This is a genomic window from Microbacterium natoriense, from assembly GCF_030816295.1.
Taxonomy (GTDB): domain Bacteria; phylum Actinomycetota; class Actinomycetes; order Actinomycetales; family Microbacteriaceae; genus Microbacterium; species Microbacterium natoriense_A.
The window spans coordinates 2,763,309-2,788,018 of sequence record NZ_JAUSXV010000001.1; the positions used below are offsets into that span (position 1 = coordinate 2,763,309).

Here is a 24,710-nt window from a genome sequence, read left to right on the forward strand (position 1 = left end):
CACGAAGGGATCGAGGAATGAAGGTCCTCTCCATCCAGTCGGCCGTCGCGTACGGCCACGTCGGCAACTCGGCCGCCGTCTTCCCGCTGCAGCGCATCGGCGTCGAGGTGCTGCCCGTGTACACGGTCAACTTCTCGAACCACACCGGCTACGGCGCCTGGCGCGGACCGCTGATCGATCCGTCCGACGTCGCCGAGGTCATCACGGGCATCGAGGAGCGCGGTGTGTTCGGTCAGATCGACGCGATCCTCAGCGGCTACCAGGGCGGCGAGGGAATCGGTGAGGTGATCGTCGACGCGGTCGCCCGGGTGAAGGCCGCCAACCCGGAGGCGGTCTACGCCTGCGATCCGGTGATGGGCAACGCGAAGAGCGGATGCTTCGTCGCCCCCGCGATCCCGGTCCTGCTCCGCGACAAGGTCGTGCCGGTCGCCGACATCATCACGCCGAACCAGTTCGAGCTGGGATTCCTCACCGAGACGGAGCCCGACACGCTCGAGTCGACGCTCGCGTCGGTCGACCTCGCGATGGCGATGGGGCCGAAGACGGTGCTCGTGACCAGCGTCGAGCGCCCCGACCGCGAGGAGGGCACGATCGAGATGCTCGTCGCAGACGACGCCGGGGCCTGGATCGTGCAGACCCCGCGGCTGCCGATGAAGGCGAATGGATCGGGCGATGTCACGGCGGCACTGTTCACCGCTCACTATGTCGAGACGGGAAGCGCCAAGACCGCCCTCGAGCGCACCGCGTCCAGCGTGTTCGACCTGCTCTCCCTGACCCTCGAGTCGGGCGAGCGGGAGCTGCAGCTCATCGAGGCGCAGGAGTTCTACGCGAACCCGCGCCTGCAGTTCGAGGCGCGCCAGGTGCGCTGAACGCTGGTCGTTGAGCGAGGAGCGAAGCGCCCAGACTGGCGCTCGCTCAACGACCGGTGATCGGCCACGCGTGGGCGACGGCCTCGCGGACCTCGCCGAGCAGCTGCGGCAGCGCCTTGGTCTTCGCGATGATCGGGAAGAAGTTGGCGTCCGACGTCCATCGCGGCACCACATGCTGGTGCAGGTGGGCATCGACGCCGGCGCCGGCGACCGCACCCTGGTTCATCCCGAGGTTGAAGCCGTCGCAGCGCGAGACCTCTCTGAGCACGCGCATGGCGGTCTGCGTGAGGGTGCCGATCTCGGCGACCTCCTCGGCCGTCGCCTGATCGTAGGTCGCGATGTGCCGATAGGGGCACACGAGCATGTGCCCCGAGTTGTACGGGAACAGGTTCAACAGCACGTACGCGGTCTCGCCTCGTGCGACGATCAGCCGCTCGGCGTCGGGGAACTTCGGCGCCTCGCAGAACGGGCACTCCTCGCGCAGCGGCTCGGGCCCCGCCTGGATGTACGCCATCCGGTGCGGGGTCCACAGCCGCTGGAACTCGTCGGGGACGCCGACCAGACGGCCGGCGTCCTCCAACTCCTCATGACCTGAGGTCACGCCAGGTCCCCTGCTTTCAGCACCAGCGCGTGCGAGGCGATCGCCGCGGCGATCCGGCGCACGGCATCCGCCACCGGCACGCCGTTCTCCTGCGTTCCGTCACGGAAGCGGAACGACACCGTGCCTGCCGCACGATCCTGCTCACCGACGATGAGGATCACAGGGACCTTCGCCGTGGTGTGGTTGCGGATCTTCTTCTGCATGCGGTCGTCCGAGTGATCGACGTCTGCGCGCACACCTGCCGCGCGGAGCTGGCCGATCACATCGTCGAGGTACTCGCCGTACTGCTCTGCCACCGGCACGCCGACGACCTGGCTCGGAGCCAGCCACAGCGGGAAGTCGCCCGCGTAGTGCTCGAGCAGGATCGCGAAGAAGCGCTCGACGGAGCCGAGCAGCGCGCGGTGGATCATCACCGGACGATGCTTCTGCCCGTCGGGACCGGTGTACTCCAGCTCGAAGCGATCCGGCTGGTTGAAGTCCAACTGGATCGTCGACATCTGCCAGGTGCGTCCGATCGCATCGCGCGCCTGCACCGAGATCTTCGGACCGTAGAAGGCCGCTCCGCCCGGGTCGGCGACGAGTTCGAGCCCGGATTCGACCGCGACCTCGCGCAGCGTCTCGATCGCTGTCGTCCACTGCTCGGGCTCGCCGAGGAACTTCGGGTTGCCCTCCTCGTTCGTCGACAGCTCGAGGTAGAAGTCGTTGAGACCGTAGTCGCGGAGGAGATCCAGGACGAGGTTCAGGTTGGTGGTGAGTTCCTCCTTCACCTGATCCTGAGCCACGTAGATGTGCGCGTCATCCTGCGTCAGTCCGCGCACGCGGGTCAGGCCCGAGAGCGTGCCGCTCTTCTCGTAGCGGTAGACGGTGCCGAACTCCGCGAGACGCAGGGGCAACTCGCGGTAGGAACGACCTCGCGACCGGAAGATCAGGTTGTGGAACGGGCAGTTCATGGGCTTCAGGTAGTAGTCCTGGCCCTGACGGGTGACGTTCCCCTCGTCGTCGACGATCTCGTCGAGGTGCATCGGCGGGAACATGCCGTCGGCGTAGGTCTGCAGGTGTCCCGACGTCATGAAGAGGTCCTTCTTCGTGATGTGCGGGGAGTTCACCAGGTCGTATCCGTTGCGCAGCAGGTGCTTGCGCAGGTTCTCCTCGATCTCGTAGCGGATGATGCCGCCCTTGGGGTGGAACACCGCGAGACCGGAGCCGATCTCGTCGGGGAAGGAGAACAAGTCCATCTCGGCGCCGAGCTTGCGGTGGTCGCGGCGCTCCGCCTCCGCGATGCGCTCCTGGTATGCGCGCAGCTCGTCCTTGGACGGCCACGCCGTGCCGTAGATGCGCTGCAGCTGCGGGTTCTTCTCACTGCCGCGCCAGTACGCCGCGGCAATGCGGGTGAGGTCCCAGCCGTTGCCGATCATGCGCGTGTTCGGCAGGTGCGGGCCGCGGCAGAGATCCTTCCAGACGACCTCGCCGTCGCGTGTGGTGTTGTCATAGATCGTGAGCTCGCCCTCACCGACCTCGACCGAGGCGCCCTCTGCGGCATCCGCGTTCGCGCCCTTGAGTCCGATGAGCTCGAGCTTGAACGGCTCGTCCACGAGCTCGGCGCGTGCTTCGTCGTCGGTCACGACACGGCGCACGAAGCGCTGTCCCTCGCGGACGATCCGCTGCATCTCCTTGGTGATCGCCTTGAGATCCTCGGGCGTGAACGGCTGCTCGACGCCGAAGTCGTAGTAGAAGCCGTCGGTGATGGGCGGGCCGATCCCGAGGTTCGCTTGCGGGTTGATCCGCTGCACCGCCTGCGCGAGCACGTGCGCAGTGGAGTGGCGCAGGATGCCGAGCCCCTCGGGGCTGTCGATCGTGACCGGCTCCACCTCGTCGGCATCGGTCACGGTGGCGGCGAGGTCCTTGAGGACGCCGTTGACGCGCATCGCGACGACGGATCGGTCAGAGAACAGGGCGAAGCCGTCTTTCGGCTGGGCATTTTCAGGCACTGAGCACTCCATCTCGGGGTCCTCACCAGGTTACTCGCCTGACGAGCACCGGCCTCACGCGCACCGGCCTCACGCGCGCCACGACGCCGGCACGTCCACTCCGGCACGTTCACGCCGTCGCCGCGATGAAGTCGCGTGAGGCGTCGACGATGCGGCGCACGCAGAGGGCTGCGGCGTAGGCGTACGCGTGGGCGTGGGGCGCCTCGTCCGTCTGCGCGCTGCGGCGCCCCAGTTGGGCGAGTGCGTCGTCCAGCTTCCCCACCGCTGACCTGAGCCGTTCCTGAGCTCGAGGATCCGCGGCAGGCGACTCCGCCAGGTCAGCGCTGGCCCTGACGGCCGAGGCGAGTTCGCTGCGGGTCTGCTCGTCGGCGAAGAGATGCTCGGCCGAGCCGCGCGCCAGCAAGTCGGCGAGCTCGGTGGCCGCTCTCGTCGAACGTTCGAGCGCGGCCATGCGTCGCTCGTTCAACCGACGCTCGTCAGCACGCCGACGGCTTCTCGGGTTTGCCCTGCTGCTCTCCTCCGCGAGCAGGACCTCGTCCGACACGTCGTTCAGCATGCCGCCGAGCCTCGAGCCCGCGTCGGAGAGCCATCCGGGATCGATCGTTCCCCGATCGAGCGCGTCCGCGACGTCGCGCAGATCCGCACAGACGGCATCGCGGAGCGCCGTCAGCCGTTCCGACGCGCGGCGGAGGTACAGCGGCGGGACGACCAGGACGTTCGTCAGCACGCCGACGAGCACGCCGAAGGCCATGGTGAGCAGATAGGACAGTGAGAACTCCTCGGCGTGCGGCCCGCCGAGAAGCAGCACGAACAGCGCCGCGATCGCCACCCAGTCACCTCCGGCGCCCAGCGCGCGGATGCCGCTGATGACGATCCCGGCTCCGATGACGAGGGCGACGGGCGATCACCGCCGGCAATCCGACGAAGACGAGGCCGAGGGTCCCGAGGCCCAGAGCGATGCCGATGCCGAGTCCGGCCAGCGACTGTGCACCCGCACGCGCGGAACCGGCCACCGTCGGGTACATGCTCACCAGCACCCCGAGCGGTGCGTAGTACGAGTACTCGGCGTCGGCGTAAGGCACGTACGGCGCGAGGAGCCAGGCGAGGGATGCCGCACCCGCGGCCTTGGCAGCGAGGATCAGCCGCTCGCCGCGAAGCGCTTCACGCATCGGACTCGGGTGACGGGCCGCTACGGCAGGTCCTCGACGTCGATCGTGTCGTCGCCGCCATGCTCACCGTCGTCACTGTCGGCGCCACCGGACGTCGCATCCGCACGCTCTGCGTCGACGGGATCGTCGCTCTCCTGCCGAGGCACGAGGTCCTCGGGGATCATCGGACGCTCGTCGTCGGGAATCGCACGGGGGTCTGACATGTCCGCCTCCTCTGCAGCACGGTCGTGTCGTCCAGGCTGGAGTGGCGGCGGCGTGTGCGCGAGGGGGTTGACAGCGTCGTTTCAGGCCGCGGCATCTGCCTGGGACGCCGGTGCGAAGATGACGATCGCGGCTCCGACGAGCGCGACGGCCGACCCCACCCAGTCCCACGTCGTGGGTTTGAAACCGTCGATGATGATGCCCCATGCGAGCGATCCCGCGATGAAGATCCCGCCGTACGAGGCGAGCACACGACCGAAGTGGGCGTCGGGCTGCAGGGCGGCGATGAATCCGTAGGCTCCCAGTGCCATCACCCCGAGAACCGCGAACAGCCACCCCCGGTTCTCCTTCACGGCCTGCCAGACCAGCCATGCACCACCGATCTCCGCGACGGCGGCGAGGAGGAAGAGGATGCTGATTCGCAGAACGGTCATGCGATCAGTGTTCCAGGTGACCCCGACCTCCGCCGATGCCCCGCGGGGTCAACCGTGGCGAGTAGGCCGCTCGGAGTCGATACGGTGAATGCGGGTGCACCCGCCCCGCACGTTCACCACGGAATGGCTCGTATGCGCTTCACGCTTCCCCGCCTCGCGATCGCGATGAGCGGAGTCCTCCTTCTCGCTTGCGCACCGTTCACGACGCTCGTGCAGACGGCATCCGCGTCTGAGCCATCTGCGCTTTCCGCAGTGACGGGATCGCCGATCACTGAGGTGTCTCTCGAGCCGTATTTCCCCGGGGAGGCATCGTGGCCGTCGACCGCCTATCCGACGTGGGCGCTGCGCGTCGAACTGACCGAGCCCGCCCCGGTGCCCGGCGGGACCGTGCACCTCGATCTGTCCCCGAATCTCACCGCAGCGGCCGCAGCAGGAGCACTGCACGATGACGACGGTGTGGAGCTCGCGACGTACGCCGTCTCGCCCGACGGCCACGGGATCACGATCACGTACTCGACCGCCGCCGCTTCCTTCGTCGATCTCCGGGCGACTCTCGGCGTCTTCGTGAGCGCCGATTCGGTCGGACCGGGGAAGACGCTGGTCGACGCCGAAGCGACGTCGTCCGGCGTCTCGTTCCCGCTCAGCGCCTCGTATTCGGCCATCCCCTGGAACTCCTCGGGGACTGTCGGCACGTGGTCGCCGAGCCCGTCCGGTTCTCTGCGTTTCCTCGCGCGCTCCGTCGTGCCTGCTGTACCCGGCTTCCACGCCGACGGCGGTCAATGGATCGGCGTGGGCGGCGTCGACACCTGGAACGGCACCCTTGAACCGGTCACGGGCGCCACTCGGATCTTCGGCGTCGAGGAGCTTCCGTCGTCGCTCGCCGGATTCACCGATCAGTCCGCCGCATGGCGACCCGGCGTCGAGTACACCCTGGATGAGCAGGAGTCCCACGACGGCGGACGGGTGTTCGGCATCACTGTCCCGGATCCGCCGGACGGGTACATCGTCGTGGAGCAGGCCTACGACCTCGTCTCCACAGGAGCTGCGTTCTTCGAGGCGTCGAACCCTGCTCTCCCGACCCCTGCACGCGAGGTCTTCGGCGCGGGAACCCGGATCGTGACCGGTCCCCTCTCTGGGCACGAGAACGGCGGCGACGGCGTCGGGGGCCCGTCGACTCTCGCCTTCTTCGCCAGTTCCGGCGGCGCCGTGTCGGCGACCAGGCTCATCCCGGCTCTCTCTGCGAGCCGAACCATCACGCCAGACCTGGCGACAGATGGCGAGGCGAGTGGGCTCGTGACCGTCACCATGACCAACACCGGCAACGCGGTACTCGACGTACGCGCCGCCGATGTGCTCTCTACCTCGCATGCTGATGTGGAGCTGTCACACGCTGCGGCCGACGCCGGATCGGCCACGACGATCCCGAGCGGGGTGGAGTGGAAGGGCGCGGTCTTGCCCGGCGCCACGGTGACCTTCACCTACGTCTACGGCGCGACGTCCAGCGGGCCGCACCCCGGGTCGATCACCTGGCACGGGACCGTGCTGGGCACCGTACCCAGAAACGCGGAGATCACGGTCGAAGCGGAGATCGCGGACGCCGAGATCGCCATAGCCCCGCGACCGATGACCACCGTCACCGCGACTCCCCCGGGCACGGTCGTGAGAGGAGCTCTCGCGACCACGGGTGCGGACGTCCCGACCGCTGCGATCGGCACCGCGGGAGTCCTGCTCTTCGTCGGAGTCGGAGCCGTGCTCCTCGGTGCGCGCATGCGGTCGAAGCGGTGAACAGTGCGGTGGTCAGCCGCGCATGACCTCCTCGAATCGGTCGTGACGTCCCCTGCACGGGTATCAGGCAGCTGATCCGTCGCCAGGCGTGAGGAGACCGGACTCGTAGGCGAGGATGACGAGCTGGGCTCGATCACGAGCATCGCTCTTCGTCATGATCCGGTTCACATGGGTCTTCGCGGTGTGAGGCGAGATCGTCAGCACATCGGCGATCTCCTGATTCGTCCGTCCCCCGGCGACGAGCAGGAGAACCTCGCGCTCGCGCACGGTGAGGGCCGCAAGGCGCTCCTTTCCCCACGTCGCCGGAGGTACGTCGCTCCTGTGCAGCGATCGCTCGATGAGGGCGCGCGTGGCCGTGGATGAAAGCAGCGCCTCACCCCGATGGATGGTGCGGACCGCACGCACGATGTCCTCCGGTTCGGCGCCTTTCCCGATGAAGCCGCTCGCCCCCGCACGGAGCGCCGCCACGACGTACTCGTCCTCTTCGAAGGTCGTGAGGATCAGCACCCGAGTGTGCGCCCCGTCGTGGCTCGCGCAGATCTCCGCCGTGGCGGCGATGCCGTCGAGATCCGGCATCCGGATGTCCATCAGCACGACATCCGGAGCATCGCGCTCGACCGCGCGGACCGCTTCCCTGCCGGTTGCGGCCTCGCCGACGACCCGGATGCCGCTGTCGCCGAGAATGTCGCGGACGGCCTGCCTGATGAGCGGCTGGTCGTCGGCGACGACAACGGAGATCATGCCCGCCCCTGCCACGGGAAGTCGCACCGTGAGCAGGAACCCGTCATCCGCGCGCTCCGCGCGCACATCGCCCCGCACGGCGGCCACCCGCTCCCTGAGACCCAGCAGTCCATGCCCGCCTGCGGTGGAGGCGCCACGGTGTCCCAGACCATTGCGGATCTCGAGGTGGAGTGCGCCGTCTTGACGTTTCAGCCGCACGACGACCGCTGCGCCGTCGCCGTGCTTGTGGGCGTTCGTCAAGCCCTCTCGCAGTGCGAGATAGGCGACGTGGTCGCTCGCAGGTGAGACGAGCGCTCCGCCGGACTCGTCGTGCAGTTCTACAGGCATCCCGGCATCAGCGAACTGCGCGATCAGATCGGCTGTTCCCGCGAGACCCGTCTGCGGATGCAGATCGCTGGCATCGCCGCGGTCATCCGACCGCAGGAGAGCCATCAGTCCGCCGATGTCGGCGAGCACGGTGCGAGAAGCACTCCGAATCGTCGCCAGCGCCTCTCGGGCGCGCTCCGGTCGAGCGTCGAGAGCCGAGCTCGCCACCCCGGCGCTCAAGCTGATCACAGAAATCTGATGAGCCACCACGTCGTGCAGATCGCGTGCGATGCGCACACGCTCCTCGGCCACACGGCGCCGAGCCTCGTCGTCACGTCCGCGTTCGGCACGCTCCGCGCGCTCCGTCATCGCCTGCGCGAACTCGCGTCGGGAACGGGTCGCATCGCCCAGCGCGCCCGCCAGGGCGATGACGAAGACGAACTGGAGGGTGCGCGCATCGAAGAAGTCACCGCCCAGCGGAGCGGCGCTGGAGAGGAAGACCGCACCCGCCGCGGTCGACACCGCGATGACGCCCGCTATCCGGCCGCGCAGATCGGCGACCGCGAAGGCGCTGACGGCCACGGCGATGAGCGAACTCGGCGATACCTGGCCCGTGAACGAGAGGATGATGGCGCATGTCAGGCTCAGCGCGAGGACGGTCAGGGGCCAGCCGTGCCGGAAGAGTATCGCGATGGCCGGAAGCAGGGCGACCGGCAACAGCGGAGCGGCGGTGCGGAACACCGCTTCCGGGTACGGCAGCACGACGAACAAGACGATGACCCCGACCGTGATCAGATCGGTCACGCGCCCGACGGGTCCGGAGCGGAGGCGAGGCGGCATCCCTCCAGTATTCCCCGGTCGACAGCACGGCGATTCCACCTGCAGGATGACTTTCCCGTACCACGAACGCGGTACACCGATGTCCACCGGAGGGCGATGCGACATCCCCGCAGCCAGCGCACGCTGGAACGATGGTGCGCAGTTCGTGTGCCGGGACAGGTCTGAGATGAAGAAGTCTGAAATGAAGAAATCTGCGAAGAAGAAGGCGCTCGTCGCCGTGGCTGCTGTCATGGCCGTGGTCGCTGTGGGTCTCACGACCACCACGATCGTGAATGTCGTGGCGACCGGGATCGAGAAGGAGCGGATCGACGGTTACGGACAGCTGATCTCGGTGAACGGCCAGGAGATGAACGTCGTCATCACCGGGGATGGGCCGCAGGACGTCGTGCTCCTGCCCGGATTCGGGACTGCCTCACCCGCCCTCGACTTCGCTCCGCTCGTCGCCGAACTCAGCGAGGATCATCGGGTCATCGTCGTCGAGCCCTTCGGCTACGGGCTCAGCGACGGCACCGATCGGGAGCGCACGACCGAGAACATCGTCACCGAGGTGCATGCCGCGCTCGCACAACTCGACATCGATCGCTATGCGCTGATGGGACATTCCATCGCCGGGCTGTATGCGATCGAGTTCGCTGAGCGCTTCCCCGACGAGGTCTCCGCATTCGTCGGGATCGATTCGAGCGTGCCCGGCCAGCCCCACATGGATACGCAGTTCCCGACCGGACTTCTCGGCGCCGCGAAGAATCTGGGCCTGGTGCGCCTCGCCGCCGCTTTCGCAGGAGCCGAGTACGACGAGTCCGTGTTCTCCCACGAGTCACAGGTCCAGATGGCGCTCCTCGCGAATCGGAACTCCCTCGCACCCACTTACCTGAACGAGATGGCGCGCATCCGCATCAGCTTCTCCCGCGCGCTTGGCACGGAGTTCCCCGAAGACCTGCCGCTGCTGCTCTTCGTCCGCGAAGACGACGAGGCGAGCCCGGACTGGCTGGCGTTGCACGATCGTCAGGCCGCAGCCGTGGCCGACGGCACCGTGGTCTCTCTCGTCGGCGGTCACTATCTGCACCACACGCAGTCACCGCGCATCGCGGAAGAGCTCCGTAGATGGGAATCAGCGCGGATGCCGGACGCAAGCTGAGTCTCGGGCTGTCGGAAACCGCCTGATCGCCGAATGCCGCCCCGCATGCGATCAGGCGGTCCTCCGCGCCCGTCAGAGCTGACCCAAACGCCGCTTGCCCGCACCGGTCGGCACCGTTGTGAAACGCAAAAACCCCCGGGAGAACCGGGGGTTTTCTCTGTGCGCGATACTGGGATCGAACCAGTGACCTCTTCCGTGTCAGGGAAGCGCGCTACCGCTGCGCCAATCGCGCCCAAGTGGGCTATTCAGTTTATGCGAGGTGGCGACGGGATTCGAACCCGTGTAAACGGCTTTGCAGGCCGGTGCCTAGCCGCTCGGCCACGCCACCGTGTGGATTGACCCCACGTGCTGAAGGCCCTCCGAAGAGAGCCCCTGCACTTGAGCGGATGACGAGACTCGAACTCGCGACCCCAACCTTGGCAAGGTTGTGCGCTACCAACTGCGCTACATCCGCATTGTTCCCGGGTTATTGCCCCGAGCACTTGATAAACATTAGCCGACGTTCGGCTGTTGTCAAAACCAGAACCGAATCTCGCGCGTGTCTCGGTTTCTGGTCATCTGAGCCTCTGAGCGTCGGGTAGTATCGGTTGACGTACCCGCAAGGTATGGGCGATTGGCGCAGTTGGTAGCGCGCTTCCTTCACACGGAAGAGGTCATCGGTTCGAGTCCGGTATCGCCCACCATCACGCCCCCGGTCCTTCCGGGGGCGTTCCTGCATCCACGCTGCGATTTCTTCGGGATCTGCACCGACATCTCGGGTTCTCAAGGCACGTGGTCGAGTGGCTCAGCGGTCTGATCTGAGGCCCGCTCTCCCCCGCGGCCACTGCTCGGCGTCCTCCGCGAGCTCGACTTCTCGAGCCAAGAGCTGCACTGCCCTCTCGGCCGCCGATCCGGGTTCGGGCGTGAACAGCAGCACGCGATGCATCGGTTCATCGGGCGGGCTCAGCACCTCGAACGCGAGTTCGAAATCCCCCACATCCGGATGTTGGAAGTACTTGGCGCCCGACACGCAGGCGGTGACGGGATGCCTTGCCCAGAGCCGACCGAACTCCGGACTCTTCAGGCACAGCTCACCGACGAGCGCGGTCATCTCGATGTCGTCGGGGTCTTTCGCGGCCAGGACGCGCAACGACGAGACGGCCCGTTCGGCCTCCTCGTCCCAGCGCCCGTAGAGCTCGCGCGTGTGGTCGTCCATGAACATCATGCGAGTGGTGTTAGGGCGAGTCTCGGGATGCGCCGGGCTGTCGACGTCGAGATGTCCCGCGACGAGCCGATGTCCGAGGGCGTTCCATCCGAGCACTTCACTGCGTCTGCCGATGATCACCGCGGGCGTGTTCGGCAGGGAGTTGATCAGTGTCAGCGTGCCGGGGCGTGCGCGATCGGGCTTCGTCGGAGGCCTGCGCCGCGGAGCCGACCGCGCCCGAGCCAGGTCGAACAGGTGGATGCGCTCGTCCGCCGTGAGGTTCAGCGCTCGGGCGATGGACTGGATGACCGACTCCGAGGCGTTGACGCTCTGCCCCTGCTCGAGGCGTGTGTAGTACGTGGTGCTCACGCCCGCGAGCATCGCGATCTCCTCGCGCCTCAACCCTGGCACGCGTCGGATGCCGTAACCCACGACACCGACATCGGCCGGCTGCAAGGCCGCGCGGCGCAACCGGAGGAACTCGCCGAGCTCGCTTGCGTGTGTCATCACCTCATTATCTGCTCTCCTCGAACACGGTGCCTGTCCCTGCCGGTGCTAGGCACGAGCGGGCGTGGTTGACAGTCTCCAGTGCCGAGATCCTGTCGAACAGGTCCACTTCAGGAAGGCACGTCATGACCACGAACAACTCCCTCACCGCGGACATCGATTCCCCGGAGCACCCGCCCGGGATGACGGGCAAGCAGCGGATCGCGCTCGTCGTGCTGCTCACAGCGAGTTTCACGCTCGCGGTCGACTTCTCCGTGCTCAACGTCGCGCTGCCCGCCATCGGTGCCGACCTCGGGTTCACCATCGAGAATCTGCAGTGGATCGCCACCTCGTTCGCGCTCTGCGCCGCCGGTTTCACCCTGCTCATGGGTCGCATCGCTGATCTGGCGGGCCGCCGTCGGATGTTCCTGATCGGAATGGTCCTCCTCGGCGCCGGATCTCTCCTCGGTGGTCTCGCCACGACCGCCGAGCTCCTGCTCGCCGCCAGGGTCGCTCAAGGATTCGCCACGGCGATCGTCATTCCGGCAGCGCTGTCCCTGCTCCTGGGAACCTTCGCCGAGGGGCGGGCCCGAGACAGGGCCCTGGGACTGAACGGTTCCCTCATGGCCGCCGGTTTCACCACAGGGGCGATTCTCGGAGGATTCCTCACCGACCTCCTCTCCTGGCGCTGGGCGTTCCTCATCAACGTGCCCATCGCCGCCGCGGTGCTGGTCGTCGCTCCCGTGGTCTTGCAGGAGAGCCGCAGGACCAGGCGGACCGCGCTCGACATCCCGGGCGCGATCACCGTGACTCTCGGACTGCTCGCCCTGGTGTTCGGGCTCACTTCCGCGGCGGAGTCATCGTGGACGGGATCGATCACCCTCATCTCCCTGGCCCTCGCCGTCCTCCTTCTCGGCTCGTTCGTGCTCATCGAACGCAGATCGCCCTTCCCCCTGGTGCCGCTGCCGATCGTCGTCCGACCGAACGTCGCATGGGGCAACGTGGCCGGAGTCCTCGCCTTCGCGACAGAGACCTCGCTCGTCTTCCTGCTCACGATCTATCTGCAGAAGGTGCTCGGGTACACCCCACTCGCTGCGGGGCTCTCGTTCGCGGCTCTGGGCATCGGGACGGTGATCGGCGGTCTCGTCGGCCCCCGGATCATCGCGCGTTTCGGCAGCAAGGCGGCGATCGTGGGCGGCTTCGTCGTCCAGGGCTCCGCGACGATGCCGCTCGCGCTGTTGTCGGATGCCGCGGCATCCGCCTGGCTGCTGCTCGGCGTCACCTTCATCGGCGGCGTGGCGAACCTCGTCGTGATCGTCGGATTCATGGTCACCGCCACGTCGGGACTCCGAGCTCAGGACCAAGGTCTGGGCACAGGACTGGCCACCATGAGCCAGCAGGTGGGAATCGTACTCGGCACACCCGTCATGAGCGCCGTGTTGGCCGTCGTGGTCCTGCGCAGCGACGTCGCGTCGTCGGACGCGGTGCTCTCCGGAGTCACCACAGCGATCTGGGTGAACGGCGGGATCTGTCTCGCCGCAGCCGCCGTCATCTGGGTCTTCCTACGTCCGCAGGAGAATTGAGGCGGACCGGGCTCGGTGGGATGAGGCAGGCAGACGCGACAGCGGCGTGTGCGCATAGCCCGACACAGTCTTCATCGGTCGACCCGACTCAACCATCTGCCGAGCTCTGCGGCGAGTGCCGCCGGCGCATCGAGTTGAATGAGGTGTCCCGCTTCCTCGATCAGCACGACCGACGCGTGGGGGATCAGTTCGCCGAGACGCTGCGCCCGGTCACTCGGGATCCAGGAATCCTCCGTGCCCCAGATGATGTGCACCGGTTCATCGATGTCGCCGTAGTGCGGCTCGACGTCCTCGGTGAAGCGCTCGTCGGCTTCGGCGATCTGCCGGTAGAAAGCTGCCTGACCGGTCGCGTCGAGCCATGGTTCGGCGAGCACGCTCAGATCGTCGGGGCGCAGCCCGCGATGACTCGCACCGCCGATGTAGGCCTCGAGCGCACCACGATGCACGTCCGGAGGCAGCTGTTCGAATACGGCGACGTTCTCTTTGACCAGCCTGAAGAACGGAGATCCCCATGGCGAGAGCGCGACCACGTCGACGAGGCACAGCGACTGATACTCCGCTCCATGATGCAGCCGCGCACGCAGAGCCACCGCCCCTCCGAAGTCATGCGCGACCACATGCGGACGTTCGACGCCCCAGTGCTCGAGCAGAGCGGCGAACAGTTCGCCCTGCACACCGAGATCGACCGGATGAGAAGCGTCCTTGGAGGAGGCGCCGTAACCCGGCATGTCCCAGAGGTAGACCGTGAACTGACCCGCGAGAGTGGCAGCGATCGGCGCCCACAGCTGTGACGACCAGGGCGTTCCGTGAAGAAAGACGACGGCTGGCCCGGACCCGGCACGATCCCACCGGACCGTCCGTCCACGCCACCGGAACTCTCGCGTCAACGACTCGAACACTGTTCACTCGCTCCGGGGCGTTGCTCTGAGAGCCGGGCGGGGCAGCGCAGTGATCTCCCCCGCAGACAGCCGAGCGCTTCGGTCGACAAAAGCCATGCCTTCAGATTAGGCGGGACCGCGAGCCCTCGGCTCCGATCGCAGCGCGGTCCGCAGAACCTCCCCTGGTTAGACTTCGGCCATGACAGACGACGTTCGCAACGTGGACGAAGCCCTCTCGACGATCTCTGACCCCTGGCAGCCTCACCGGCTCGTCAGCATCAACGACTACGACGTCAAGGTGGTGAAGCTGCGGGGAGAGTTCGTCTGGCACACCCACCCGGACACCGATGAACTGTTCATGGTGATGAGCGGGCGGCTGACGATTCAGCTTCGCGACCGGGACGTCGTGCTGAATCCGCACGACGTGTTCGTCGTGCCGCGCGGCGTCGAGCACTGCCCCAAGGCAGACGGAGACGTCGAGGCGGTCCTGTTCGAGCCCCAGGGCACGGTCAACACCGGCGACGCAGGCGGCGACCGGACGTCGGAGCTGCGGGAGATCGGGTAACCGCCGACCGCGCCCTGCGACGACGCCTTCTCCACCGCCGGCTCGCGTGGGGTGTCGGAGGCCCTGCATAGCGTGAACCTGGTGAACGAGCGTCTTCCCGGACCGTGCAACCTCTGCGGCCAGCCGCACGGCACCCGCGTAGAGGATGCCTGGGTGTGCTCGGCCTGCGGCTGGCGGTACGGCGACGCCCCTGACTTCGAACTCCCGCGGCCGGTCATCGAGGTCGTGTACTACCTGCGCTACGACCGCCGCGTGAAGATCGGGACGAGTCGTCGCCCACGGCAGCGCCTGGCCAGCATCCGCCATGACGAGCTGCTCGCCTTCGAACGCGGCGGACGCGGCATCGAACAGCAGCGCCACCGCGAGTTCGCCGCCCTGCGTGAAGGAGGCGAATGGTTCACGCTCGCAGACGATCTGCGAGCCCACATAGTCGGCCTCCGCGCGCAGGGTGACCCCTGGCTTCTCTACGCGAGGTGGCTCAGCGACGCTCTGCGCGGTTGACCGCCGAGCGAGTGCATAGTCGGGCATGAACGCGAGGTCGTAGGGTGAAACCCGTGACTCATCGGCCCACGACCTCGAGATCGATCGCGATCGCACGGGTCGCCCTCGGTACCGCGGTGATCGGCATCCTGTTCTACACCTACGTGATCGGGATTCCCGCGCAGGGCGCGAGTCCCCTCGACTACTTCGGCTACTTCACGAATCTCACGAGTCTGCTGACGGGCGTCCTCCTGATCACCACAGGCGCTCAGGCCCTCGGCAACCGAGAGACACCTACCGCGATGCACGCGGCCCGTGGCATCGCAGTGGCCTGCATGATCATCGTGGCCGCCATCTACAACCTCGTGGTCCCTGGAACGGGTTCCGCGCCCGTGTGGGTCAGCGCCACCCTCCACCTCGTTCTCCCGGTCCTGCTGGTGCTCGACTGGGCCCTCATCGCCGACAGGCCGCCCCTCCCCTGGCGGTGGATCTGGCTCGTGCTCCCCTATCCGCTGCTGTGGCTGACCGTGACACTGCTGCGCGGCGCGACCGACGGCTGGGTTCCCTACGGATTCCTGTTGCCGGATCGAGGTCCCGCGCAGCTGTCCATGACGGTCCTCGCACTGCTCGTCGCCCTTCTGCTCGCTGCAGTTCTCACCTGGACCCTCAGCCGCCTCCCGGCGAGGCGCTGAGGCTGACGCCTCGGACCCTCGCGGCTGGGTCCCAGCCGCGACTGCTACGGTGAGCGCGTCGGTATCTTGCCGACGTCAGGGAAGACTTCTTGTCGACCAACGGGCCCGCATCGGCCATTTCGTTCTCCGTCGCCTCCTCTGGGTGATCCTAGGAGCACACCATGCCCGTTCACACTCCCCTCGGCTCTCTCGAGCCGTCCATCCTTCCGGCCGGCTCCACCGCCGTCGTCTACTGCGAGGGCCAGTTCGGTGAGCAGGACGGAAAGACCGCCAACGGCCTGGTCAGGCATTCCGAGAAGTACGAGATCCTCAGCGTCATCGACAGCACCTGCGCATTCCAGGACGCGGGTGAGTTCCTCGACGGATCGCCCAACGGCATCCCGATCCTCGCGAACCTGGCCCAGGCCGTCGTCCACGCCGGTCGCGTGCCCGACTACCTGATCTGCGGCGTCGCACCCGCCGACGGGCTTCTCTCCGCGGAACAGCGCGTGGTGCTCCTCGACGGCATCGCCCGGGGCATGCACATCATCAACGGCCTGCACGAGTTCCTCGGCGACGACGTCGAGTTCGTCGCCGCGAGCCTGGCCGCGGGCGTCACGATCACCGATGTGCGCCGGCCGAAGGACACGAAGGATCTGCACCTGTTCACAGGCCGGATCTTCGACGTCGCCTGCCCACGGATCGCCGTGCTCGGCACCGATGGCGCCATCGGCAAGCGCACGACCGCGACCCTTCTCGTCCAGGCGCTCAACGACCACGGCATCCGCGCCGTGCTCGTCGGCACGGGACAGACGACGATCATTCAGGGCGGGCGCTACGGCGTAGCGCTCGACGCCCTCGTTCCGCAGTTCTGCTCGGGCGAGGTCGAGCACCAGGTCGTAGCGGCGTTCGAGGGCGAAGACCCCGACGTGATCGTCGTGGAGGGGCAGGGCGCGCTCAGCCATCCTGCCTACCTGACGTCCGCGCACATACTCCGGGGCAGCCGTCCCGAAGCCGTGATCGTCCAGCATGCGCCGGGCCGCCGGGTCCTCGGCGACTTCCCGATGATGCCGATGCCCTCTGTCGCGAGCGAAGTCGCTCTCATCGAAGCATTCGCCGATACGCGCGTGATCGGCATCACCGTCAACCACGAGAACCTCACGGACGAACAGCTCTCGGCTGCGATCGACGAGATCGAACTCGACCTCGGGGTGCCCGCGACCGACCCGCTCACGCGTCCGAAGAGTCAGCTCGTCGAGATGGTTCTGCAGGCCTTCCCGTCTCTCAGCCCGCGGCTGACCAGCCGTATCGTCGGCTGAGCGCCTGGGCGACGCGGCCGTAGCGCGGCCGATCGAGAACGGCTGCCTCACGGCGCAGTCCTTGCTCGTGCACGCTGTAGAGCTGTTCGATGTCGACCCACGATTCGCGTCCCTGCGAGTCCCAGGCGCCACTGCCGATCGAGAGGAAGTCTCTGTCGCCGTCGTGCGCCCTGCTGGTCATCCGCACCGCGTAGACACGTTCTGCGGACTGACGCCCGATCACCAGAACCGGGCGATCCTTGCCTCGGCCGTCGTTCTCCTCGTAGGGCACCCAGGTCCAGATGACCTCGCCGGCATCGGGCGCGCCATCGCGATCGGGCGCGTAGGCGAGCCGGAGATCGCGGATGCCGTCGGGATCGATGCTCATGGTCGCGGTTCCCGCGGCGCGGCCGGGATCGACGACGGCATCCGTCGTCGTCTCCTTCCGCAGATGCGCCCGCGGCCGCTGGGGATTCGATTCCTGCGTGCGCCCTGGTCGGACGACGGCGAGCAGGATGTCGAGGAGTGCCGACACGATGCCGTTCGATTTAGCCACTCGCTCACCCTAGCCGCCGCACGCAGAAGCGCCCCGGACCCTCGCGGTGTCCGGGGCGCTTGCGGTCAGGTCACTCGACGAGGGCGTATCCCTCTTCGCCGTGCACGACCTGGTCGACGCCGGCGATCTCGTCTTCGTTCGTGATGCGGAACCCGATCGTCTTCTCGATCGCGAAGCCGATGACGAAGGCTACGACGAAGGAGTAGACCAGGACGCCGATCGCGGCGATCGCCTGCACGGCCAGCTGACGGAAGTCACCGCCGACGAACAGACCGGTGCCGGTCGCGAACAGACCCAGGTACAGCGTTCCGAAGAGGCCGCCGACGAGGTGGATGCCGACGACGTCCAGCGAGTCGTCGAACCCGAGACGGAACTTCAGCTCGACCGCGAGAGCGCAGATGATGCCGGCGAGTGCACCGAGCAGCAGGGACCAGCCGGGCGTCAGGTTGGCGCACGCCGGGGTGATCGCGACGAGACCGGCGACCGCACCAGAGGCCGCGCCGACCGAGGTGGCCTTGCCGTCCTTGATGCGCTCGACGAGGATCCAGCCGAGGATGGCCGCGGCGGTGGCGCCCAGCGTGTTCAGGCCGATCAGTCCGACGCCGCCCATGTCCTCCGCGAGCCACTCGGCGCCGGCGTTGAAGCCGAACCAGCCGAACCACAGCAGGGCCGCGCCGAGAAGCGTGAGCGGCACGTTGTGCGGCTTCAGGATGCCCTTCTGGAAACCGATGCGCTTGCCGAGGACGATCGCGAGAGCGAGCGCCGCAGCGCCGGCGTTGATGTGCACGGCGGTGCCACCAGCATAGTCGATGACGCTGATGCCGGCGTCCTCACCGAACAGCGCCGGACCGAGGTTCATGATCCAGCCGCCGCCCCAGACCCAGGCAGCGACCGGGAAGTAGCCGACCGTGGCGAACACGCCGGCGAAGATCAGCCAGGATCCGAACTTCGCACGATCGGCGATCGCGCCGGAGATCAGGGCGACGGTGATGATCGCGAAGGTCGCACCGTACGCCACTCCGAGCAGCGCGACGTTCGAACCGTCACCAGCCGCGAGACTCGACAGGCCGAAGTCGGCGAACGGATTGCCGGCGAACTGGGTGGGGCTCTCCACCGCGCTCATCGAGAAGCCGAAGAGGATCCAGAGGACCGCGACAAGGCCGATCGAGCCGAAGCTCATCATCATCATGCTGATGACGCTCTTGGCCTTGACGAGCCCTCCGTAGAAGAAGGCGACGCCCGGGGTCATCAGCAGCACAAGGGCTGTGGCTGTGATCGCCCAGGAGATGTTGCCGGGTGCATCCATGTGTAAACCTCACATTCGGGAACTGTGAGCTTCAGTGTGGCGATGCCCGATTTCCGGAAAGCGTGAAGTTTGTTGCGTCGAGGTTACAGCGGGCCCTGCCATGTGAACATCGCGTTACACGGGCCGCACATTCAGCGTTCTGCGTGCGTGAGCGCGTTCAGACGCGAGATCGCGCGCAGGTATTTCTTGCGGTATCCGCCCCCGAGCATCTCCTCGGCGAAGACCTGATCGAGGCTGACTCCGGTGGCGACGATCGGGATCTGCGCGTCGTACACGCGGTCGACGAAGGCGACGAAGCGCAGCGCCTCCGATTGGTCGGTCAGCACGCTCACATCGCGCAGCCCGACCAGTTCGATGCCCGAGATGACCCGGAGGTACCGCGAGGGGTGCACGCGGGCGAGATGCGCGATCACCGCGGAGAAGGAATCGTCGGATGCCGTGCCCTGAGCCGCGACCGCGTCGATCGTGCGCGCGTACTCCTCCGCGGACGACACCACCGCGTGTCCGTCGAGCGCCCGCTGACGGAAGTCGACGCCGTCGATGCGCAGCGTCTGGAAGCTGTCGGACATGGCGTGGATCTCGCGGAGGAAGTCCTGGGCGGCGAAACGCCCCTCGCCGAGCGCGTTCGGGGGCGTATTCGACGTCGCAGCGAGCTTGGTGCCGGTGGGCACGAGCTCGCCGAGCAGACGGGTCATCACCATCGTGTCGCCAGGATCGTCGAGCTCGAACTCGTCGATGCAGAGCAGGTCCGCCCCCTTGAGCAGATCGACCGTGTTCTTGTACCCGAGCGCGCCCACGAGCGCGGTGTACTCGATGAACGAGCCGAAGTACTTCCTCCGGGCAGGCATGGCGTGATAGATCGACGCGAGCAGATGCGTCTTGCCGACGCCGAACCCTCCGTCGAGGTACACCCCGGGCTTGACGTCGGGCTCCTTCTTCGCCCGGCTGAAGAGCCCCCCGCGCTTGACCGGCGCACCGCGACCGGCGAAGCGGATCAGGGTCTCCTTCGCCTCCTCCTGCGAGGGGTGAGCGGCGTCCGCGCGGTAGCTGTCGAAGGTGGCGCCGTCGAACTGGGGCGGAGGCACGAGGCTCGCCAGCATCTCGGGACCCGTGACGGTCGGCTGGCGCTCGGTCAGGTGCACGACGCGGGGGCTGCTCGCGGTGTCAGTCATCGGATTTTCCTGTGTCGAAGTCTTACGAATCCGGTGCCGGGGGTGCAGCGGGGATCTATCGTCGAAGGGACGGCTCAACACTACGCCGTCATCGCCTGCGTCATCACGCGCGCTCACCGTCTGAGGAGATCCCTGTGGCCATCGAGTTCGATTCGTCTTCCGCCAAGTTCGCCGAGTACGCCGAACCCGGTCGGCTCGTCACCACCGACTGGCTCGCCGCCCACCTCGACGCGCCCGGCCTCGTCGTGGTGGAGTCCGATGAAGACGTGCTTCTCTACGAGACCGGCCACATCCCCGGCGCCGTGAAGGTCGACTGGCACACCGAGCTCAACGACCCCGTCGTGCGGGATTACGTCGACGGCGAGGGCTTCGCTGCGCTCCTCGGCAGGAAGGGCATCTCACGCGACGACACCGTCGTGATCTACGGCGACAAGAACAACTGGTGGGCGGCGTACGCGCTGTGGGTGTTCTCGCTGTTCGGGCACGAGGACGTGCGTCTGCTCGATGGCGGTCGCGATCGCTGGATCGCGGAGGGCCGCGAGATCACCCGAGAGACCACGAATCGCCCTCCGACGGAGTATCCCGTCGTCGAACGCGACGATTCCGTCATCCGCGCGTACAAGGACGACGTGCTCGCGCACCTGGGCAATCCGCTCATCGACGTCCGTTCTCCCGAGGAGTACAGCGGTGAGCGCACGACGGCCCCCGCATACCCCGAAGAGGGCGCGCTGCGCGCCGGCCACATTCCGACGGCGCAGTCGGTGCCGTGGGGCAAGGCCGTCGCAGAGGACGGCGGATTCAAGCCGCGTACCGAACTCGAGGTGATCTACCGCGAAGGCGCCGGCCTCGCGGACGGCGATCAGGTCGTCGCGTACTGCCGCATCGGCGAACGTTCGAGCCACACGTGGTTCGTGCTGAAGCACCTGCTGGGCTTCCAGAACGTCCGCAACTACGACGGTTCGTGGACCGAATGGGGCAGCGCCGTGCGGGTGCCGATCGTCACGGGCACGGAGCCCGGTTCGCTCTGACCGTGTGAGAATGACAGGGATGAGCACCTCGCACGTTCCCGATTCTCTCGCCGAGATCCGCGACACCTTCCTGGAGACCCCGGAGGCCGATCGTCTGCTGCTCCTGCTGGAGTTCGCCGACGAGCTGCCTCCTGTCTCCGACGAGGTCGCGGCGCACCCGGAGATGTACGAGCGCGTGGCCGAATGCCAGTCGCCGGTCTACATCCACCTGGAGATCGAGAACGGCATCGTCACGATGCACGCGACGGCGCCGGCTGAGGCGCCCACGACGCGCGGCTTCGCCAGCATCCTCGTGCAGGGCATCACGGGCCTCACACCCGACGAGGTCCTCGCGATCCCCTCCGACTACCCGCAGACGATCGGTTTGACCAAGGCCGTATCTCCCCTGCGCATCGGCGGGATGACCGGGATGCTGATGCGCGCCAAGAATCAGGTCACGCAGAAGCGCTGAATCCCTGCTCGGCGAGCCAGCCGTCGATCGCGGCGGTCCACCCGTTCTGGTCGTAGTTCCAGATCTTGGTGTGCCGCGCGACGGTGAAGTGCGGCATCGTGACGAGGTCGGGGCGCGCCTGCTGGAGGGCGTGTGAGGCGTCGGACGGCACGAAGCCGTCGTCGTCGCTGTGCAGGATGAGCATCGGCGCGGAGAGCTCCTCCGCGCGTGCCACCATGTCGAGCCGATCGAAGGAGATCGCGTCGTCCGCGCCGCTCAGCTTCGCCATCAGCGGGACTTCGAGCGCCCCCATGGCGAGAGCAGGCAGCGGCGCGCGCAGACCGGACTCCCGCGCCTGGAAACGCAGGACCGTGCGCCAGTCGACGACCGGCGACTCCAGGATGAGGCCGACGATCCGGTCGCGGTTCGCGGAGTTGACCGCGGTCTGCAGCGAGATCGCACCGCCCATCGACCATCCCATCAGGATGATGTTCTCCGCCCCGTGACGCAGCGCGTAGGAGATCGCGGCATCGATGTCGCGCCACTCGGCCGACCCCAGGGCGTAGGCGCCCGCTCTGCTGCGCGGAGCCTCGCCGTCGTTGCGGTACGACACCACGAGATTGGGAAGCCCGGCGGCGTGGAGCACGGGAACGGCTCTCAAGCACTCGGCGCGCATCGTGCCCCGTCCGTGCACCTGGATCACCCACGTCGTGGAAGCGCCGGGAAAGTACCACGCGGGGCACGGCCCGGCCGGCGAGCCGATCAGCACGTTCTCCCACGGCACATGCAGCTCACTCGGAGTCGAGTAGTACCAGCCGCTGAACAACGCCCCGCGGTCGACCTTTGCGCCGGGCTCTATCTGCGTGAGGAGCTTGCGCCGCACCGTCGTCGCGTCGGCGCTCAGCACCGCGCCCAGCTTCACGTAGCCATAGGTCCCCGTCGTGAACAGCCCGTAGCGTCCGGGAAGCTCCGTGTCGAGGGTGCGCTGCAACTCGATCGTCTGAGCGCCGGTGTCGACCGAGCGGATCACCACATCGGGCACGCGCTTGCCGACGCTCACCACCCTGCGAGCCGTGCCGAACACGAGCAGAGCGGCGACAGCCGCCCCGAAGGCCAGCAGCGCGGGGACAAGGAGCGCAACGGCGTGCCTGAGACTCTTCATCGCTTCCTGACTCTAGCCTGTTGCCGTGACAGGACACCCCGATGCCGGGAGCGAATTCGACGCCGCCGTGGCGGAGCTTCGCGATACCGCCTTCCGCGCCGACATCACCGTCCGCGAGATCCCGACACCACAGGGGCTGGCGCCGTTCGCGATCGCCCTCGCGGCGGACGTTCGTCCGGACGACGACGGCGAGTCCGTGTACGGCACGGGACGGTTCGTGCTGCTGCACGATCCCGACGGCCCGGCGGCCTGGGACGGTCCCTGGCGGATCGTGCTGTTCGCGCAGGCGCCGCTCGAGACCGAGATCGGCACCGACCCGCTTCTCGCCGATGTCGCATGGTCGTGGCTCGTCGACGCGCTCGACTCCCGGGGCGCCGTCTACCACTCGGCGTCAGGCACCTCGACCAAGACCCTCTCGAAGGGATTCGGCGGCCTCGCCGTGGAAGGCGACGGCGCCCAGATAGAATTGCGGGCGTCCTGGACACCAGAGGGCCCCTTCCGACCGCACGTCGAAGCGTGGGCCGAACTGGTCGGAATGCTGGCGGGTCTTCCGCCCGGTTCCGAGGGCATCGCCGTGATCGGCGCGCGAAAGGCTGCACGTGACTGAATACTCCGTGATCTCGGATGCCGAGGAGTTCCTCGCGGCCTGCGCCGCACTCGCAGACGGGACGGGACCCGTCGCGGTCGACGTCGAACGAGCATCCGGGTTCCGCTACTCGCAGCGCGCCTACCTCGTGCAGGTCTTCCGCCGGGGCGCCGGCGTCTTCCTCTTCGATCCGCCCCCGATCGGGGATTTCGCTCCTCTGCAGACGGCGATCGGCGACGCCGAGTGGGTGTTCCATGCCGCGAGCCAGGATCTTCCCTCCCTGCGTGAGCTCGGCCTGGAGCCGGCGACCATCTTCGACACCGAACTCGCCTCCCGCCTGCTCGGACACGAGCGGGTGGGACTCGGCGCCGTTGTCGAGGACACGCTGGGCATCGTGCTGAAGAAGGAGCACTCCGCAGCGGACTGGTCGACCAGGCCGCTGCCTGCAGCCTGGCTCGAGTATGCGGCGCTCGACGTCCTGCACCTGATCGACGTGCAGGAGGTCCTCACCGCGGAGCTCGAGGAGCAGGGCAAGACCGGGTTCGCCGCCGAGGAGTTCGCCGCGACGCTGAGCCGCCCGCCGAAGCCTCCTCGCGAGGACCCCTGGCGGCGTCTCAGCGGACTTCACCAGGTTCGCGGTTCGCGAAACCTGGCCGTCGCGCGCGAACTGTGGCGCGCCCGCGAGGCCTTCGCGCAGGAGCAGGACGTCTCCCCCGGCCGCCTGGTGCCCGATCGTTCGCTCGTCGCTGCCGTTCTCGGCAACCCGCAGAGCAAGTCGGCCCTCGCCGGGATCAAGGAGTTCCAGGGACGAGCCAGTCGTACGCAGATCGATCGCTGGTGGCAGGCGATCGTCGACGGACGCGCGACGGAGGAGCTCCCCCGCGAGCGCGTGCCGAGCGACACGCTTCCCCCACCGCGCGCGTGGTCGGACCGCAATCCGGAGGCGGATGCTCGGCTGAAGGCGGCCCGTCCCGTCGTCGAGGCGACAGCCGAGGAACTGGGGATGCCCACTGAGAACCTGCTGACCCCCGAGTTCTTGCGGCGCATCGCCTGGGATCTGCCCGGCACGACTGCCGACGAGCTCGGCGCAGCTCTCGCTGCACTGGGCGCGCGCCCCTGGCAGATTGCACAGACTGCACAGAAGATCGCCGACGCCTTTGTAGAGGCGACGCAATCGGTTGACGAGCCCGCACCACCCGCTTCGTAGGTTCGATCCAACCGATTCTTCCCGCCTCCGCGCCCTTCCTAGACTGAGGG

25 protein-coding genes and 4 tRNA genes are annotated in these 24,710 nt (G+C 67.5%); 13 read left to right on the top strand and 16 right to left on the bottom strand.

Going from position 1 to position 24,710, the window contains the following annotated elements:
- Window positions 1–17 precede the first annotated feature (17 nt).
- The gene (gene pdxY, locus QFZ53_RS12925; protein WP_292909108.1) at window positions 18–869 is read left to right on the top strand and encodes a pyridoxal kinase PdxY; all 852 of its coding nucleotides are present in this window, start codon (window positions 18–20) and stop codon (window positions 867–869) included.
- A 46-nt stretch (window positions 870–915) separates the two neighbouring features.
- Here the strand turns inward: pdxY and QFZ53_RS12930 are convergent, their stop codons facing one another.
- The 6 genes from QFZ53_RS12930 to QFZ53_RS12955 all read right to left on the bottom strand — a co-directional run bounded on the left by QFZ53_RS12930 (window position 916) and on the right by QFZ53_RS12955 (window position 5,262).
- A complete protein-coding gene (locus tag QFZ53_RS12930) occupies window positions 916–1,470 on the bottom strand; it encodes an HIT family protein (RefSeq protein WP_292909106.1) in 555 nt (184 codons plus the stop codon).
- The gene (gene thrS, locus QFZ53_RS12935) at window positions 1,467–3,395 is read right to left on the bottom strand and encodes a threonine--tRNA ligase (protein ID WP_307299409.1); all 1,929 of its coding nucleotides are present in this window, start codon (window positions 3,393–3,395) and stop codon (window positions 1,467–1,469) included. The genes QFZ53_RS12930 and thrS overlap by 4 nt, the downstream gene beginning before the upstream one ends.
- Before the next feature lie 172 nt (window positions 3,396–3,567).
- The gene (locus QFZ53_RS12940; protein WP_307297024.1) at window positions 3,568–4,287 is read right to left on the bottom strand and encodes a hypothetical protein; all 720 of its coding nucleotides are present in this window, start codon (window positions 4,285–4,287) and stop codon (window positions 3,568–3,570) included.
- A 4-nt stretch (window positions 4,288–4,291) separates the two neighbouring features.
- Window positions 4,292–4,627 (bottom strand): hypothetical protein, encoded by a 336-nt coding sequence (locus QFZ53_RS12945; protein ID WP_307297026.1) that lies wholly within the window; start codon window positions 4,625–4,627, stop codon window positions 4,292–4,294.
- A gap of 20 nt (window positions 4,628–4,647) precedes the next feature.
- Window positions 4,648–4,830, bottom strand: a complete 183-nt coding sequence (locus QFZ53_RS12950) for a hypothetical protein (RefSeq protein WP_307297027.1) — start codon at window positions 4,828–4,830, stop codon at window positions 4,648–4,650.
- An 81-nt stretch (window positions 4,831–4,911) separates the two neighbouring features.
- Window positions 4,912–5,262: a YnfA family protein gene (locus QFZ53_RS12955; protein WP_307297029.1), complete on the bottom strand. Its 351-nt coding sequence runs from the start codon at window positions 5,260–5,262 to the stop codon at window positions 4,912–4,914.
- 123 nt (window positions 5,263–5,385) lie between these two features.
- Here QFZ53_RS12955 and QFZ53_RS12960 point away from each other — a divergent pair, with 123 nt between their 5' ends.
- A complete protein-coding gene (locus QFZ53_RS12960) occupies window positions 5,386–7,047 on the top strand; it encodes a hypothetical protein (protein WP_307297031.1) in 1,662 nt (553 codons plus the stop codon).
- A 63-nt stretch (window positions 7,048–7,110) separates the two neighbouring features.
- Here QFZ53_RS12960 and QFZ53_RS12965 read toward each other — a convergent pair whose 3' ends face one another.
- Window positions 7,111–8,934: a helix-turn-helix transcriptional regulator gene (locus QFZ53_RS12965; RefSeq protein ID WP_307297032.1), complete on the bottom strand. Its 1,824-nt coding sequence runs from the start codon at window positions 8,932–8,934 to the stop codon at window positions 7,111–7,113.
- A 181-nt stretch (window positions 8,935–9,115) separates the two neighbouring features.
- On the opposite strand from QFZ53_RS12965, the gene QFZ53_RS12970 reads away from it, so the two are divergent.
- The gene (locus QFZ53_RS12970) at window positions 9,116–10,069 is read left to right on the top strand and encodes an alpha/beta fold hydrolase (RefSeq protein WP_307297034.1); all 954 of its coding nucleotides are present in this window, start codon (window positions 9,116–9,118) and stop codon (window positions 10,067–10,069) included.
- A gap of 160 nt (window positions 10,070–10,229) precedes the next feature.
- On the opposite strand, the gene QFZ53_RS12975 is transcribed toward QFZ53_RS12970, so the two are convergent.
- The 3 genes from QFZ53_RS12975 to QFZ53_RS12985 form a co-directional block, all read right to left on the bottom strand.
- Window positions 10,230–10,301: transfer RNA gene (locus tag QFZ53_RS12975), tRNA-Val, on the bottom strand.
- Between the two features lie 25 nt (window positions 10,302–10,326).
- Window positions 10,327–10,397, bottom strand: a tRNA-Cys gene (locus tag QFZ53_RS12980).
- A 53-nt stretch (window positions 10,398–10,450) separates the two neighbouring features.
- Window positions 10,451–10,523, bottom strand: a tRNA-Gly gene (locus tag QFZ53_RS12985).
- A 153-nt stretch (window positions 10,524–10,676) separates the two neighbouring features.
- Here QFZ53_RS12985 and QFZ53_RS12990 point away from each other — a divergent pair.
- Window positions 10,677–10,752, top strand: a tRNA-Val gene (locus QFZ53_RS12990).
- A gap of 101 nt (window positions 10,753–10,853) precedes the next feature.
- Here QFZ53_RS12990 and QFZ53_RS12995 read toward each other — a convergent pair.
- Entirely contained in the window at window positions 10,854–11,759 is a 906-nt protein-coding gene (locus QFZ53_RS12995) for a helix-turn-helix domain-containing protein (protein WP_307297036.1), read from the bottom strand.
- A gap of 125 nt (window positions 11,760–11,884) precedes the next feature.
- On the opposite strand from QFZ53_RS12995, the gene QFZ53_RS13000 reads away from it, so the two are divergent.
- On the top strand, window positions 11,885–13,321 hold the full coding sequence (locus tag QFZ53_RS13000) for an MFS transporter (RefSeq protein ID WP_307297037.1): 1,437 nt from the start codon (window positions 11,885–11,887) through the stop codon (window positions 13,319–13,321).
- Between the two features lie 71 nt (window positions 13,322–13,392).
- On the opposite strand, the gene QFZ53_RS13005 is transcribed toward QFZ53_RS13000, so the two are convergent.
- Complete coding sequence (locus tag QFZ53_RS13005; RefSeq protein WP_307297038.1) at window positions 13,393–14,208, bottom strand: alpha/beta fold hydrolase; 816 nt, start codon at window positions 14,206–14,208, stop codon at window positions 13,393–13,395.
- Window positions 14,209–14,398: 190 nt separating this feature from the next.
- Between QFZ53_RS13005 and QFZ53_RS13010 the strand changes: the two genes are divergently transcribed.
- From QFZ53_RS13010 to QFZ53_RS13025, 4 genes are all read left to right on the top strand, one after another.
- Entirely contained in the window at window positions 14,399–14,764 is a 366-nt protein-coding gene (locus QFZ53_RS13010; protein ID WP_292909082.1) for a cupin domain-containing protein, read from the top strand.
- Between the two features lie 81 nt (window positions 14,765–14,845).
- Window positions 14,846–15,265: a GIY-YIG nuclease family protein gene (locus QFZ53_RS13015; protein WP_292909080.1), complete on the top strand. Its 420-nt coding sequence runs from the start codon at window positions 14,846–14,848 to the stop codon at window positions 15,263–15,265.
- Between the two features lie 53 nt (window positions 15,266–15,318).
- Window positions 15,319–15,936, top strand: coding sequence for a Pr6Pr family membrane protein (locus QFZ53_RS13020; RefSeq protein WP_307297043.1), 618 nt, complete (start codon window positions 15,319–15,321; stop codon window positions 15,934–15,936).
- Between the two features lie 161 nt (window positions 15,937–16,097).
- Window positions 16,098–17,234 carry a DUF1611 domain-containing protein gene (locus QFZ53_RS13025; RefSeq protein ID WP_307297045.1) on the top strand — a complete coding sequence of 379 codons (1,137 nt, stop codon included), beginning with the start codon at window positions 16,098–16,100 and terminating at the stop codon, window positions 17,232–17,234.
- Here QFZ53_RS13025 and QFZ53_RS13030 read toward each other — a convergent pair.
- The 3 genes from QFZ53_RS13030 to zapE all read right to left on the bottom strand — a co-directional run bounded on the left by QFZ53_RS13030 (window position 17,200) and on the right by zapE (window position 20,247).
- A complete protein-coding gene (locus tag QFZ53_RS13030; protein WP_307297047.1) occupies window positions 17,200–17,769 on the bottom strand; it encodes a type II toxin-antitoxin system PemK/MazF family toxin in 570 nt (189 codons plus the stop codon). The genes QFZ53_RS13025 and QFZ53_RS13030 overlap by 35 nt on opposite strands.
- A gap of 70 nt (window positions 17,770–17,839) precedes the next feature.
- A complete protein-coding gene (locus QFZ53_RS13035) occupies window positions 17,840–19,075 on the bottom strand; it encodes an ammonium transporter (protein WP_292909072.1) in 1,236 nt (411 codons plus the stop codon).
- A gap of 131 nt (window positions 19,076–19,206) precedes the next feature.
- On the bottom strand, window positions 19,207–20,247 hold the full coding sequence (gene zapE / locus QFZ53_RS13040) for a cell division protein ZapE (protein ID WP_292909070.1): 1,041 nt from the start codon (window positions 20,245–20,247) through the stop codon (window positions 19,207–19,209).
- Between the two features lie 134 nt (window positions 20,248–20,381).
- On the opposite strand from zapE, the gene QFZ53_RS13045 reads away from it, so the two are divergent.
- Both QFZ53_RS13045 and QFZ53_RS13050 read left to right on the top strand, forming a co-directional pair.
- Window positions 20,382–21,275 carry a sulfurtransferase gene (locus tag QFZ53_RS13045; protein ID WP_307297050.1) on the top strand — a complete coding sequence of 298 codons (894 nt, stop codon included), beginning with the start codon at window positions 20,382–20,384 and terminating at the stop codon, window positions 21,273–21,275.
- Window positions 21,276–21,294: 19 nt separating this feature from the next.
- Entirely contained in the window at window positions 21,295–21,726 is a 432-nt protein-coding gene (locus QFZ53_RS13050; RefSeq protein WP_292909066.1) for a SufE family protein, read from the top strand.
- Here the strand turns inward: QFZ53_RS13050 and QFZ53_RS13055 are convergent.
- Window positions 21,710–22,867 carry an alpha/beta hydrolase gene (locus QFZ53_RS13055; protein ID WP_307297054.1) on the bottom strand — a complete coding sequence of 386 codons (1,158 nt, stop codon included), beginning with the start codon at window positions 22,865–22,867 and terminating at the stop codon, window positions 21,710–21,712. The two genes, QFZ53_RS13050 and QFZ53_RS13055, sit on opposite strands and share 17 nt — an antisense overlap.
- Window positions 22,868–22,892: 25 nt before the next feature.
- Between QFZ53_RS13055 and QFZ53_RS13060 the strand changes: the two genes are divergently transcribed.
- Together QFZ53_RS13060 and QFZ53_RS13065 are read left to right on the top strand one after the other, a co-directional pair.
- Complete coding sequence (locus tag QFZ53_RS13060) at window positions 22,893–23,474, top strand: DUF3000 domain-containing protein (RefSeq protein ID WP_292909062.1); 582 nt, start codon at window positions 22,893–22,895, stop codon at window positions 23,472–23,474.
- On the top strand, window positions 23,467–24,660 hold the full coding sequence (locus QFZ53_RS13065) for a ribonuclease D (RefSeq protein ID WP_307297056.1): 1,194 nt from the start codon (window positions 23,467–23,469) through the stop codon (window positions 24,658–24,660). The genes QFZ53_RS13060 and QFZ53_RS13065 overlap by 8 nt, the downstream gene beginning before the upstream one ends.
- Window positions 24,661–24,710: the final 50 nt, after the last annotated feature.